Source organism: Paraflavitalea devenefica, assembly GCF_011759375.1.
Taxonomy (GTDB): Bacteria; Bacteroidota; Bacteroidia; order Chitinophagales; family Chitinophagaceae; genus Paraflavitalea; species Paraflavitalea devenefica.
Window position 1 is genome coordinate 60988 of the sequence record NZ_JAARML010000007.1, and the last position, 13693, is coordinate 74680.

The 13693-nt window shown below is 47.7% G+C and carries 12 protein-coding genes; 8 read left to right on the top strand and 4 right to left on the bottom strand.

Features of this window, described 5'->3' with window-relative positions; translation table 11 throughout:
* Window positions 1–9 precede the first annotated feature (9 nt).
* The 6 genes from HB364_RS29260 to HB364_RS29285 all read left to right on the top strand — a co-directional run bounded on the left by HB364_RS29260 (window position 10) and on the right by HB364_RS29285 (window position 5977).
* Window positions 10–888, top strand: a complete 879-nt coding sequence (locus HB364_RS29260) for a hypothetical protein (protein ID WP_208420137.1) — start codon at window positions 10–12, stop codon at window positions 886–888.
* Between the two features lie 28 nt (window positions 889–916).
* Entirely contained in the window at window positions 917–2119 is a 1203-nt protein-coding gene (locus HB364_RS29265) for an ADP-ribosyltransferase family protein (protein WP_167291989.1), read from the top strand.
* Window positions 2120–2130: 11 nt separating this feature from the next.
* Window positions 2131–2520, top strand: a complete 390-nt coding sequence (locus HB364_RS29270) for a DUF6508 domain-containing protein (protein ID WP_167291990.1) — start codon at window positions 2131–2133, stop codon at window positions 2518–2520.
* 27 nt (window positions 2521–2547) lie between these two features.
* The gene (locus HB364_RS29275; RefSeq protein ID WP_167291991.1) at window positions 2548–3975 is read left to right on the top strand and encodes a metallophosphoesterase; all 1428 of its coding nucleotides are present in this window, start codon (window positions 2548–2550) and stop codon (window positions 3973–3975) included.
* A 395-nt stretch (window positions 3976–4370) separates the two neighbouring features.
* Window positions 4371–5576, top strand: coding sequence for an ADP-ribosyltransferase family protein (locus HB364_RS29280; RefSeq protein ID WP_167291992.1), 1206 nt, complete (start codon window positions 4371–4373; stop codon window positions 5574–5576).
* A gap of 11 nt (window positions 5577–5587) precedes the next feature.
* Window positions 5588–5977: a DUF6508 domain-containing protein gene (locus HB364_RS29285; protein ID WP_167291993.1), complete on the top strand. Its 390-nt coding sequence runs from the start codon at window positions 5588–5590 to the stop codon at window positions 5975–5977.
* 96 nt (window positions 5978–6073) lie between these two features.
* On the opposite strand, the gene HB364_RS29290 is transcribed toward HB364_RS29285, so the two are convergent.
* Window positions 6074–8608, bottom strand: a complete 2535-nt coding sequence (locus HB364_RS29290; RefSeq protein ID WP_167291994.1) for a M14 family zinc carboxypeptidase — start codon at window positions 8606–8608, stop codon at window positions 6074–6076.
* 153 nt (window positions 8609–8761) lie between these two features.
* Window positions 8762–9172, bottom strand: a complete 411-nt coding sequence (locus tag HB364_RS29295; RefSeq protein ID WP_262889851.1) for a YceI family protein — start codon at window positions 9170–9172, stop codon at window positions 8762–8764.
* Between the two features lie 170 nt (window positions 9173–9342).
* Here HB364_RS29295 and HB364_RS29300 point away from each other — a divergent pair, with 170 nt between their 5' ends.
* The gene (locus HB364_RS29300; RefSeq protein ID WP_167291996.1) at window positions 9343–10254 is read left to right on the top strand and encodes a winged helix-turn-helix domain-containing protein; all 912 of its coding nucleotides are present in this window, start codon (window positions 9343–9345) and stop codon (window positions 10252–10254) included.
* An 81-nt stretch (window positions 10255–10335) separates the two neighbouring features.
* Here the strand turns inward: HB364_RS29300 and HB364_RS29305 are convergent, their stop codons facing one another.
* Together HB364_RS29305 and HB364_RS29310 are read right to left on the bottom strand one after the other, a co-directional pair.
* Window positions 10336–11031: a GNAT family N-acetyltransferase gene (locus HB364_RS29305; protein WP_167291997.1), complete on the bottom strand. Its 696-nt coding sequence runs from the start codon at window positions 11029–11031 to the stop codon at window positions 10336–10338.
* A gap of 537 nt (window positions 11032–11568) precedes the next feature.
* On the bottom strand, window positions 11569–12255 hold the full coding sequence (locus tag HB364_RS29310) for an RNA polymerase sigma-70 factor (RefSeq protein ID WP_167291998.1): 687 nt from the start codon (window positions 12253–12255) through the stop codon (window positions 11569–11571).
* Between the two features lie 588 nt (window positions 12256–12843).
* Here HB364_RS29310 and HB364_RS29315 point away from each other — a divergent pair.
* Entirely contained in the window at window positions 12844–13650 is an 807-nt protein-coding gene (locus tag HB364_RS29315; protein ID WP_167291999.1) for a phosphatase PAP2 family protein, read from the top strand.
* The last annotated feature ends 43 nt before the right edge of the window (window positions 13651–13693 follow it).

Sequence of the window (13693 nt, forward strand, 5' to 3'; positions counted from 1 at the left end):
TATAAAAACATGGAAAACACAACAGCCACCTATTCAACCAGTGAAGCCATACATGCATTTGTTGCACAACTGGGTACGGAAACAATATTGGATACAGCCATCGGATGCCGGGTGAGCGGTATACTGCCTGTACCATGCGCGCCTATCTTATTAGCTACTTTCCCCGGAACAACCGTTACCGTGATGGCCAATACGGTCACCACTGCCTGGGCCGGCATGATAGATGTACCTACGCTTACACAGGCACTGACAGACTGTAACTATCTATCAACCGACATCACCACAGCAGTACAACAGGCCATCAGTCTTACGTATTTACAGAATGCGCTGTACAACGACAGCCAATCTGTCAACAAAGCAATAGCCTTATACCAGGGCGACCTCACCAAAATGAAAACGGCTGAAACAGTAGATTACCTTGTCATCTCTGCCCTCCCCAATGATTATACGCCTACGCCTGGTTCCATGATCGCTGCACTCAACAGCATTGGTGTATCAGTAGCAACACTGGCACAAAACAAAGCGGCCGACTACAGGCCTACCAGCTATTGCTGGGTATCGCAACCTATCTCTAACCAGGCTTTTAAAAGGATCATTTGTTTTGAAGCTACCCAGCAAGGCAATGGCGCAGCTTCCCAGGTGCCGGGTATTTTTACATCCCTGCAACAGTTTGCCGGCACTGCTGCACAAAACATCGTGGTAGCCACTTCTATGGTCTGCACCGGCTCCGCCGGCGCCACACCGGCCAATATACTCACGGCATTATTCAATGGCTGCAAGGCCACCATCACCACCACCTTTTCCCTGATGTGTTTTAAGATCGTGAACTTCAACGCCAGTTGGACCGCTTCATTGAACCAGTTGTTTACCCAGTTAAAACAAGGATAAATCATTCTTTAATCATTATACTTTAACTATGGCATTGCAATTAATTGATTCCTTCACCATTGATAACGCAACCAGCGCACCCGTACTGCAATTGTGTATGGGCGATCTTACCAATATGGCGCCGACCGATGCAGTCACCTTCCTTGTCGTGTCTGCGCTGCCCGGCGATTATTCCCCCACGCAAGGTTCCCTCATCGGCGCACTCAGCCAGGCAGGCGTTTCAGTACAGCAGCTATCACAAAACAAAGCAGCCAACTATGAACCCAAAACGCCTTGCTGGATATCCAACACTGTTGGTACTCCCAGTCCCGGCATTCAATTTTCCCGGATACTGTTGTTTGAACCGGCCAATCCATCCCAAACAGCCACAGGCCTGGTATGGAGCATCTTCCAGGCATTGAACTGTTTCCAGGGCAATACCAGCACCTCCGTCGCATTACCCATGATATGCACCGGCAGCGGCGGCGCTTCCTACCAGGCCATCATGCAGGCATTATTTTATGCAGCTACCTATGCCGGATCACTGACGGCTTATCCCATGCCCACCATTAAACTGGTAGCCTACAACAGCAGTCAGTTAGCGCTTGTACAACCTACTTTCACCGCCCTGAAAGGTACCTACCAGAACCTGGTCAATCTTAACCTGCCGGGCGGTTACCAGAGTTACGCCCCTTCGGCCTGGAATGCGGTACAGGGCATAAGCCTTCCTGCCGGACTTACCAAACGCCAGGCCTTTGCCGTAAGGATGTATACTACCAATTACTATTCCACGATCAACAGCGTCCTGCGCAATCCCACCGATCCCAGCTATGCTACCATGATGCCTTTGTTCAGCGCCATTGATTCGGGATTGTTTAACATTGCCGCTTCACCGGGCATGACCTACCGGAGTGAGAGCAACATGTCGCCGCAAAGGATCGCACAATATGCGCCCGGGGCCTCCATCCTGCACCTCGCTTATACCAGCACGGCCAGACCGGCAGGAGGATGGTACAACGGGCCTTATAAATTTGACATCAATGGTATTACCTGCCGGGGCGTAAACTTTGTCTCCCAGTATCCTTCAGAAAATGAATACCTCTATCCCCGGAACATGATCGCCGTAGTGAACAACAGAAGTTGTAATGGCAATAACAGCCAGTGTACCTTTACCATGACAGAAACACCGGTCAACTATTGTTCGGCCACGGTGGAAGAATTTATAGCCCGTACAAAAGCTGAAATCTTTTAAACACTCCTATCATGACTATAAACGAATTTCCCAAAGAACATCTCGAAACGATCCTGTCTCAAGCTCACCGGATCACAAACATGACACCGAAAGAAGCCCTCTTTACTACCTCCGAGAATATACCCTCCCACCTGCAGTTGATCACCATAATGGATGTCACGGGCTTCGTGGAACCATTTGATCATACTGCCTGGAGCGAAGCACTGGGATGGGATAAGGTAATGTCGCCGGAGACGCTGGCAACAGCCGATTTTGAAACCTTGCGTAAACTCATCACCACCCATGTTCGCACCGACAGGTTCGTACACGGGCATTGGGACAGCCTGCTTGCCAGCGGGTATATCGCAAAATTCCTGGCCCGTTTGCAGGCTTTATACAACAGCGCCTATCCACAATCATAGAACAGTAACAGTAAAAGCATAGTCATTATGAAAGCTTATGTCAGGCAGTCTCTTTACCGCTTTGTGATCTTATTACTCTTGCTGGCAGTCGGCCGGTCCTCAGGGCTCAAAGCCCAGGGACCACCGGCTCCGGGTACCTTCCTCAGTGCATCCGACTTTCATTTCAATCCTTTTTTTGACCCCTCCCTCGTTGATACGCTGGTGCGTACGGATTATACGGGCTGGGCAGGCATCTTTGAATCATCCGCTATCACTACGCCCAACAGCTACGGCAGTGATCCGAACTACCCTTTGGTCAAGTCCGCCCTCACGGCCATGCAGCAGCAAAATCCGCAACCGGCATTCATCATCATCTCAGGCGACTTTTTATGCCATGATTTCCAAAGCAACTTTGGCTATTATGCCCGCAAGTATCCCGATTCGCTCCAGTCATTCATTACAAAGACCATCAATTTCATGGCCTGGATGCTGGACCAATACTTCCCACAAACGATCGTGTTGCCGGTATTGGGTAACAATGATTCTTATTGTGGTGATTATGAAGTGCAGCCCAACAGTCCCTTCCTCGCCATGTTTGCCCGGGCCTGGGTGCCTTTGCAGCGCAATAACGACGCAGTGGCCGACAGTAACTTTGTACAACAGTTTTCCATAGGCGGTTACTATACCTATCCTTTTAACCTGGGCATACCTGCCCAACTGGTTTTATTAAACACCGTTTTCTTTTCGGCCAAATACCGTAATAGTTGTGGCAATGCAACAGACAATCCTGCTGCTGATGAGATGAACTGGATAGATTCACTGTTGCAACAAAGTAATATAGATCGGAGAGCAGCCTGGATGGTATACCATATTGCGCCCAGTATTGATGTATATGCCACGCTCAGGGGACACGGCAGTTGTTCTTCCAACATTACGCTCATGTGGGACCAGGGATACAACAGTCAATTCCTCAGCATGGTCACTAAGTATCCTTCTGTGGTCAGGGCGGCGTTCGCAGGGCATACACATATGGACGACTTTAAGGTCATCTACAACAAAGCCATACCGGTATCTTTCATTCACCTCACGCCTGCTGTCAGCCCCTTGTTTGCCAACAATCCCGGCTTCCAGCAGCTCACCTATGATACCAGCACTTTACGCCTGTTGAATGCAGAAACCTTTTACCTGGGCCTGAACAAGGACACACTGGCATGGACACCGGAATACAACTTCCAGAAAACCTATGGTGTAAGAGGCATCAATGCAGCTTCGTTAAGTACGGTGAGAAGAGCCATAAAGGCGGATACCGCCGTCCGCAACAAATACATCAGGCTGTACAACGTGAGCAACCCCTCAGGGAATGGGGTCAATCAAACCAACTGGAAAGCTTATTGGTGCGGCACCGGCGCATTGACAAAGCAGGACTTCTCTAAATGTTATTGTACGGTGGCACCAACGAAGCCGCTACAGAAATAACAGCACAATACAGAGGCATAGAAAAAGACTGCTGAAACTGTCCGCTCATGCAGTCTTTTTCTGCCACTTGTTATTATTGTTTAAGAAAAAAAGTATTTATACTTTTAAAAGCCTGCCAAAGATCAGGTGTTTATACCCGGCTATTGAATTCATTTGTTCCATAACTTCGATACATAAGCGTTTAAAGTACTACTACTTCGCCGATCTGAGCTACCGGCAAATCCTGAAAGCTACCTACCCTTCCTTACTGCCGGGCAATATGGGTTCCCCGCAGGCTTCTACCTCGTGCATATAAAATCCGCAAGATCAAATGGCCGTTTTCCATGAAAGCGGCCGGGCAGTCGTTTATATAAAAAAACAAGGATAAATCATTCATTCATCATTATACTTTACCTATGGCATTGCAATTAATTGATTCGTTTACGATCGATAATGCGTCCGGCACCCCTACCCTGCAATTGTGTATGGGAGACATCACCAACATGTCGTCCGCCGATGCAGTCAACTTCCTTGTGGTATCTGCCTTACCCGGCGATTATACCCCTACGCCCGGTTCGCTCATCGGCGCCCTAAGCCAGGCCGGCGTTTCAGTACAGCAGTTATCGCAGAACAAAGCGGCTACCTATGAACCCAAAATGCCATGTTGGATATCCGGCCCCGTTCCTACCAATCCAAGCATCCAGTTTTCCCGGATATTGTTATTTGAACCGGCCAGTCCCGCACAATCAGCCACGGGCCTGGTATGGACTATTTTCCAGGCATTGAATTGTTTCCAGGGCAATAATGTCAATACCACCGTCGCGTTGCCCATGGTATGCACCGGCAGTGGCGGCACCTCCTTCCAGGCCATCATGCAGGCATTATTTTATGCAGCTACCTATGCGGGTTCGCTGGCAGCTTATCCCATGCCGGTTATCAAACTGGTGGTTTACAATAGCAGCCAGCTCAGCCTGGTACAACCTGTTTTTTCCGCACTTAAGGGCACCTACCAGGGTCTCGTCGGCCTTAATTTGGAAAACAACTACCAGCTCTATGCCTCTCAGGCATGGACCGACGTACAAGGAATGAATCTTCCTGCCGGGCTTTCCAAACGCCAGGCGTTTGCCCTGCGGGTATATACCACCAATTATTATAAGACCATTAACGAGGTCCTGCGCCGTCCTACCGACCCCAACTATGCCCCTATGATGCCTTTGTTCAGCGCCATTGATTCGGGATTGTCCAACCTTCCGGCAGCTCCCGAAGGACCAACCTGGCGGGGCGAGGACAATATGACGCGGGAAAGAATTGATCAATATTCAGAGGGCGCCTATATCAAATTACTCGCCTATACCAGTTCGCAAAGGCCGCCAGGCTCATGGTACAACGGGAAAAACTATCAATTTACTATTATTGGGCTTACCCTCCGGAACGTAATTTTTGTTTCGGAATCCCCCTCGGAAAATGAATACCTCTTTCCCCGGAATATAATTATAGCTGTAAACAACAAGTACTGTCCTGACAGCACTGCGTGCACCTTTGCGATAACAGAAACGTATGTTAATAATTGTTCGGCCACGATAGAAGACGCTGTACCTGCTGCAACAACAGAAATCTTTTAAATGCTCCTATTATGACTATCAACGAATTTCCCAAAGAACACCTGGAGACCATCCTGTCGCAATATTACCGGATCGCGAATATGAAGCCGGAAGAGGCGGTCTTTGTTTCATCCGACAATATCCCTTCCCATCTGCAATTGATCACTATTTTTGATATCACCGGCTTCTTCGAAGCATTTGATTACATTGCCTGGACCGAAACGCAGGGATGGGATAAAGTAATATCGCCAGACACGCTGGCAACAGCCGATTTTGACACCTTGCGCAAACTGATCAGCACGCATATACGCACCGACAGGTTCGTGGGCGGGCATTGGGACAAGCTGCTGACCAGCGGGTACATTGCAAAGTTTCTCGGGCGTTTGCAGGATCTGTACAACGAGGCATATCCACAGTCATAAAATATTTACAGCAAAAACACCGTGGTATGAAAGACCGTTTCAGGCAGCTCCATGGTAAGGTTGATTGCGTAGATTAAACTTCTCATTTGAATACTTTTACTGCTTAATGATCTTTTGAGTGGCTACGGTTTGGTAACGGGTATTTACTAAATGAACAAAATACATTCCGGGATTTAAATATTGTGTATTGATCTTAATTTGCCCGGAACTTGTCTTGCTGACGGGTATATTTTGCACAGCAAGAACACGTCCCTGCAAATCAGTAAGCTGCACGAAAGCTACCTCGCTTAAACCAGTGCTCATTTGGACGATCAATTCTTTGCTTACCGGGTTGGGATAGAATGTGGCCTGCCGGTTTCCTGCCACTATTTCAGCACCTGAACCAAGTGATGTAAAGGCAGGTGGTGTAGTGGTTGATTTAATTATTTTCAGGTTGTCGATATAAAACCCATCGTCTACCTCAAAGGCAAAACCCGACCCGCTGGCATTTGACGAAAACACCAGCCTGAATCGCAAAGAAGCCTGGCCATTATAAGCGCTTAGGTCAAAAAACTCCCTGGTCCAATCCTGTTGTATACCGGTAAATGATGGCTGCCCGTTAATCGTGCTTCCATCTAAAGTGCCTGCCTCCTGTACAGTTGTTTTACCACATACCGCAACCCAGGTACTACCATTGGTAGAAACCTGGAGCTGTAGTTTATCCCGGAAGTTTTCGGCCCTGTGGCGGATCCACAGGGAGAGGTAGGCAGCTGTTGCATCAGACAGATTCAACAGGATTTTGCTGGTAGCAGTCCTGGTAGAGCTGGAAGAATAGTTCCCGCCGGGCGATTCTGCGAGCGATTTAGATCCCTGGAATGCTGAAGCCGTAGTATAGTTCCAGCCTCCTGACACTGTCCAGTTAGTGGTAACGGAGGCCCCTTCCATGTTATCAAAAAACAATTGAACCGGGTTATAGATCTTTGTCACGGTGTCATAATAAGTTTGACCGCCTGTTTCTATTTTCCAGGCAAACTTTACAACTTTCCCATTTGCCAAAGCGGGTGGCAATGTATAACTAACGCTGCCATTAAACACATCATTATAATTCACAAGGCTGGTGGTAACCGGCGAGCCGGCACTTAGCAAATTCTGTATAGGAATTAAAGTAATGGTTACCGAATCGTTTTGCAAACCTACTCTACGCAAAGAGAAATCCATTGTGCCGCTAAGGGAAGTGACGGCAATATCAGTTACATCCTGGAGGTCAATGTATGAACCGGCAACAAAGGCTAATTGAAGGTTTTGATACGTCATGCCTTTACAGAGATTTACAATTTGACCTGCAGGAGCCCAAAAACTACCAAAACTGCCTCCTGTTCCTCCGCCGGCCCCTCCTTCACCTGTAAGACCGTATGCTTTTACCTTGCTGCCTGTGCCTATATCTCCCAGCAGCATCCAATCTTTAAATCCACCGGCAACTTCATACCCCACTGATTGAAAACTATTACCTGCTCTCATACCATTGTATTTACCCATCAGCGCTGAAGTCTTATTATAAAAAATGGAATCCAGCGTATTCGTCCCTAATGTACTGGAAAAATTATGCAAACTGGAACGGCCAAAAGGTAAAGAATAGTAAGGTCCAAAGCAATGTTGATCAATGGCAGCTATGAATTGATGGGATGTGACAAAGGTCCTCAACGCCTGGGTTTCGGGCTCCGAAAAAGCGTTGCTTCCGTAATAAGTGTCGGAAGAAGGGGTACCAGAACCACAGGAGGAAGGGGAACCCTGTATGGGCGCGCTGCAATTGCCCCAGTCTACACCCCAGTTCCTGTTTAAATCAACGCCAAAGGTTGATCCCGTAATCAGTCGCCTGTTTTTCCTCCATCCGCCACCACCATTTGGATTAGTGCTGCGGTTATATTCCCATCCGTCGGGGTTTGAACAGGGAATAATAAAGAACTCCCTGTTATTTACCAGGTCTGTTATTCTTTGATCAGTGCTATAATTTTCACAGAGATATTGCATTAAGAATATCATGCTGCTTCCTCCGATAGCTTCTCTTGCATGTTGCAGGCCTAAATATAAAAGCTCCGGCTCGTTGGTTTCATCCGTAGTAACATTGTCTGATATTTTCACGGCCCAGATCGTTCGGCTTTCAGCGGTAATTCCCACAGATACTTTTTGCGCAAGGGCAGGATAAGCAGCTACAAGACTATCTATTGCAGTGACCATTTCGGCATAGCTATAATAGCCGCCAAAAGTAGGTTTCACCTCGAATGCAGCGGGAGCAGCAATAAAGGATGTAAGTGTTTTACAGCCTTGCTCAAGGGCTACCCGGCCGGAAGATGGATCAGTCCTTCCTGAATAATAGGCGGCATTTAACGAATCCAATTCCCTTCCAACGTTTTCGGTTAGCACCTGGTATTTTAAGCCAGATGCCTTTAGCTGACGCACGGCCTGTTCGGTGATCTCTGAAATAAGATAGCCATCATCAATAACATAGTGATCGATCTCAAGTTTTGAAACAATATCACTGGCGCCGGCCCTGGAAGAAGATAAAGCTATTTTAACCCTTTGAAGCGAGTTTTGAGCAATCGCAACAGTAACGCCATAGATAAATAGCGCAATCAGAAGAATTGATTTTTTCATAGCAGTGTTAGCTGGCTTATAAGGTTCAACAGTAACGAATCATCGATACAAAATACGTACTTTTAAACCAATAAACGCTACTTGAATAGGCACAACACAGAGCAGCTCCAAAATGCAGGCAAACCGGCTGCGCTTTGGAGCTGCTCAGCATTGTTAACATTTCGGCATCTTCTTAAACGCCAGGCTCAGCGTAATGGGTAAGTCATCGGAGATGATACCGTCTTTCAGGTCGGAGAAAACACTGCCCGAATGGTAATTGACGCCCCATTTCACCCGGTTGATCTTGAGAGAAGCACGGGCCCAGAACTGATCGCCGATCTTTTCCAGTACGGCCGGGAAACTAATTTCGTGGCTGATCCCCTTTACCTCCAGCTTACCGGTTATCGTAAACTCATTCACGCCGACACCGGGCACGGACGACGTAAGGGTAAAATAGGCTTTGGGATACTTCTTTACCGAAAAGAAATCATCGTCCTTTAAATGATTATCCAGCATGCTCTTCTCATCCTTAGCAGTTATGTCGGTACTGCTGATGCGGTTAATGTTACTTTCCTTTACCTGCAGTTCATAACCGGTGGCAACCGATGCCGCCGGTGCATTGTGTTTGAGTTAGGATACAAACCTACTATGCCCCCTGCCCGGCACTGGTAAACCGGTAGTAAATTCTATGTAAACGACTGTAAAATCTGTGCAAATACGCTCCCTGCCCACAGGAATAAGCTATTTTTACATATATGACCTTCAAGTCCCTCCTCGCTATTGCAGTAGCCCTTGTGCTCATCGTTTCCTGGACCGTTATACGGGACAAGGAAGCCCTCCCGGCTTTTGACAAGGCAGAAGAAATGATCATGATGCGGGATATAGGGCATAAGGTACTCTTACATGCCGGCGATTCCTCCTCCCGGGTGCTGCCCGTACAGGAAATAGCCGGCCATGAATACATCCTGCAATTCCAAAGCCGGTTCACCTTCATCCCCGACTCCCTGGTGCGGGTCGTAGACCGGGCCATAAGAGCACACCACCTGCCGCTCAGCTACATGGTGCAGGTAATAGCCTGCAACAGTGACCAGGTTATCTTTGGTTATTCCATGCACCAGGACAGCACCAACAACATTGTTCCCTGTATTGGCCGGGAACAGGAGAAAGCCTGCTATAAGATCAGGTTACTATTCCCCGCAACCAATACCGCCAACACCAGCTACCTGCTGCCTGCCAGCCTGCTGGCCATTGGCTTGTCCCTGCTGGCAAGATTCCTGTACAACAAGCGCCGCAAAACAGCAAGGGCCGCAGCAGCCACCCCTAACGAACCCGTTCCCGCTACAGACATCGAGCCATCACCTGCTACTCAGGCGGTCAACATTGGCCGCTACCTGTTTTACAGGGATAAACAACTATTGCAACTGGATGAACAAACAATAGCGCTCACCGCCAAGGAAGCCAAATTATTACAGGTATTCGCAGCCGCGCCCAATGAAGTTATTGACCGCAACAGGTTGCTGAAAGAAGTATGGGAAGATGAAGGCGTTATTGTAGGACGCAGCCTCGACATGTTTGTTTCCAAACTAAGAAAAAAACTCCAACAGGATCCCGGCATCAGCATCATCAATGTACACGGTAAGGGATATAAGCTGGCCATCAATGCCTGAAAGCACAATGCCCTCCCTGTATTTGATCACAGGAAGGGCAATTGCAGGATAGAATAAGGCTAAGGCTAATGGACAAAAAACTTACGTCACGGTGGGCACATGATCATGCCGGTAAATATTGATCGTACCAGGATAATCCTTCACCGTTTTATTCAATCTAAACCCTGCTTCATGCAGGAGGTTATTCGATCGCTTGTCATATACTGATGCTTTACAGAATATCCGCCATACATCCGGGAAGGAGAAAAAGCTGTGCAGGCAACTATTCAGGGCCCCGGCCAGGAAACCAATGGGTTCATCAAAATGGGGCGATACCAGGAAATGTATGCAGTAATCCCCTTTCTGTATATCCTCCTTCAGGCTGATCTCATCCTGGTCGGCACGTATAATATCAATTTGCAGGATCGCTTTACCACCTACTTCAGCAATTAAGCTCTGGCTGTAATCCCCGGTCAGCAGGTCATGATATGCTTCCAGCAGTTGCTGTACCGGCGTAAAAGGATTACTGCCCGGAACGCTGCAATACTCTCCAATCCAGTCATAAATAACCGGCAGGTCCTGGGGTATACAAAAGGGGCGTAAGGAAAATACACGGTTATCGCCCGGCAATAATCCGTAAAGAAAGGGCGTGTACCGGACAGACGGATCCAGTGGGCTACACAATTGTTTCTCGGTAAAAGGGCGCATAGCGATAAGGTTCACTTCACGGTATAAGTATTGCTCAACAAGCCGGCGCAGGCCGTCATGTGTAAGCATCAGGTATCGGGCATTGTTCATGATAACAACATTGAACTGTACACTAAACAGTTTACAAATACCATTACCAGGCATTAACCGGAGGTGCTATCAAAAGGGACGGTCTGTTGGTTGTAGAAGTGTTGCTTTGCTTCGTCTAAGGACCATTACCGTTATTAAAGGAGAGTTTCCAAATCTAACTTTATATGCGTACTTATAAAAAAGTATTCCTACGGTATTTTATTGTTTTTTACCGGTTTAATCACAAATGTTTAACAGCATCTAAAGGGAAACCCTTACATGCGGGCACACATTACCCAGGCTCATATATGCCTTCCTTTATATCCATAACCAACAAACGGGAATAAAAAAACCCGGCCTAAACGGGGAAGGCCGGGACATACAAAAAAATAAGCGCAAAGTCACCCTGCCGGTAAACTGCATTTTACACAGGCGGAGGGTGTCGTATATAATAACGAACAGGGTAAACCAATATACCGTCGGGGTGCTAAAAATCATACAGGAAATGATACGTACCAGGTACACAACAGTAGCTTGCAAAATGGCTGACCATAGTAGTTAAGCAACCTGCCCGCCGCTTTCTTCCGTAAGGACTCCTGCTGATCGTCTTCTTCTCTCCACAGGAATGCCATGAGCCAACGGAGTTCTGCGCACCACCGGAAGCCCCTGGGACCGGCAAAAGATCATACGCAGGAACTTAAGCGCAATTGTCTTCTGGTTTTGCACCGTCTGTACACTGATATCTAAATGAGCAGCAATCTCTCCATTCTTCATGCCTTCGAGAAAGGACATCTTAAAAATGGCTTTACGCTGTGGGGGCAACTTTTCTATGACAGCGTATATGCGGCTCAGTAACTCCCCTTCTGCCAGTCCATGTACAAACCGGGTAGCAGCAGCCATGGGCGAGTTATTGCGGGCGATCATCGCTTCATCCTCCATCAGTAACTGTATCAACTGCTGGTGCTTACCTGCTTTCCATTTCTTATGGCGCAATACATCTATACAGGCATTGCGGGTTGTAATATGCAGGAAGGTGCTGATCTTATGAATATTGTCGAAGTTGGCCCGTAACTTCCAGAGTTTCACAAATGTTTCGGTGGTAATATCCCGGGCATCCTGGGCGTCCGGCACAAAATGCCTGGCATAATAATAAATAACAGGGTATTGCAAGTGGTAGATCGTAGCAAAGGCATTTTCATCGCCTTGCTGGAACAGGTATATCATTGCATCCTCGGCTGATTTCATGAAACAGGTGATTACAGTTACCGGTAAAAAAGAGTTGACAGCGCTTTCAGGCGATGCTACCAACCAGCCATAACCAGCATTATGATCGTTCAAAAGAACGGGTAGTGCAGGTTTGGAGCGTTGTCACAACAAAAGCCTTGCTTCCAACTCATTTCGTCGCTGACCGAACCAGTAAAAAACCCGTTTATTTTTACTCTTCAACCTTAACGAAAGAGGTATCGCGATAAAAGTAATAAAAAAATGCGGAACAGTAAGGGTAACTGGTCCCCGTTAACTACCGGACGTGCATAAGTGGAGGCGCCGCCGGGTACCGGCCGGATAGCTCCCGGACAACATTAAGATTTTTTTAACTGGGTACCATCCGGATGCCATCTACACACCTGGAAGGGCTTCGTCTCCACTCAACAACAGGCTGAGCATCATAGCGCTACACGACAAATTGCCCCAACAACACCTTGATTTATTGCCCCTCATACATAACGAATTAATACCATTTTCAGCGTCCGAACTGCCTCCGGCGGTTACCGGGACTCAATTTTTCTTTAGATTTTACGTTTAGTTTGCAATAAAAGCCCCCTGTTTACATTCATGCATTACCGGTTAAAAATCATGGTGGTGGTCATTATAACAATTTCCGCCATCAATCCAGCTACTGCACAATACACGGACACTTCGGGCCGTGTCATCCCGGCTACAGATACCATACCCAGGGAAGTAAACTGGAGTATACCTGTGCCACAACGGGCATTTCCCCTTAGGTCACTCATTATCCCTGCCGCCATGATCTCATACGGCGTTACATCGCTGGCCAGTCATGGTTTAAAGGACGTTAACCGCAGCATTAAAGAAGAGCTGGCGATTGAACACCCGCATAACAAGGTTTCTATAGACAACTACCTGCAATATGCACCGGCACTGGCCGTATATGGTTTGAATGCCGCGGGTATTAAAGGCAAACATAACTTTAAGGACCGTACCATCCTGTATGGTATGTCCATGCTCATTTCCAACAGCGCCGTATTCTCCATTAAAAAATTCAGTGGCGAGAAGCGCCCCGATGGTTCAGATTACTACTCTTTTCCTTCCGGTCATACTGCCAATGCTTTTGTAGCGGCAGAATTTATGCGGCAGGAATACAAGGATGTGAGTCCCTGGTATGGCGTGGCAGGTTATGCCATGGCCGCCACTACAGGTTACCTGCGCATGTACAACAACAAGCACTGGTTCAGCGATGTGGTGGCCGGCGCTGGTGTGGGTATAGCCTCCACCAAACTGGCTTACTGGCTATACCCCATGCTCCAACGCGGTTTATCCAAAAACAAGAAGCTCAATACCGTCATTATGCCTACTTACCAGGATGGCGCAGTAGGTGTAGGACTGGTACATAAATTCTAAGGTGAGGGTCAGTGGTGAGCACTACTGACCACTCACAAACTTC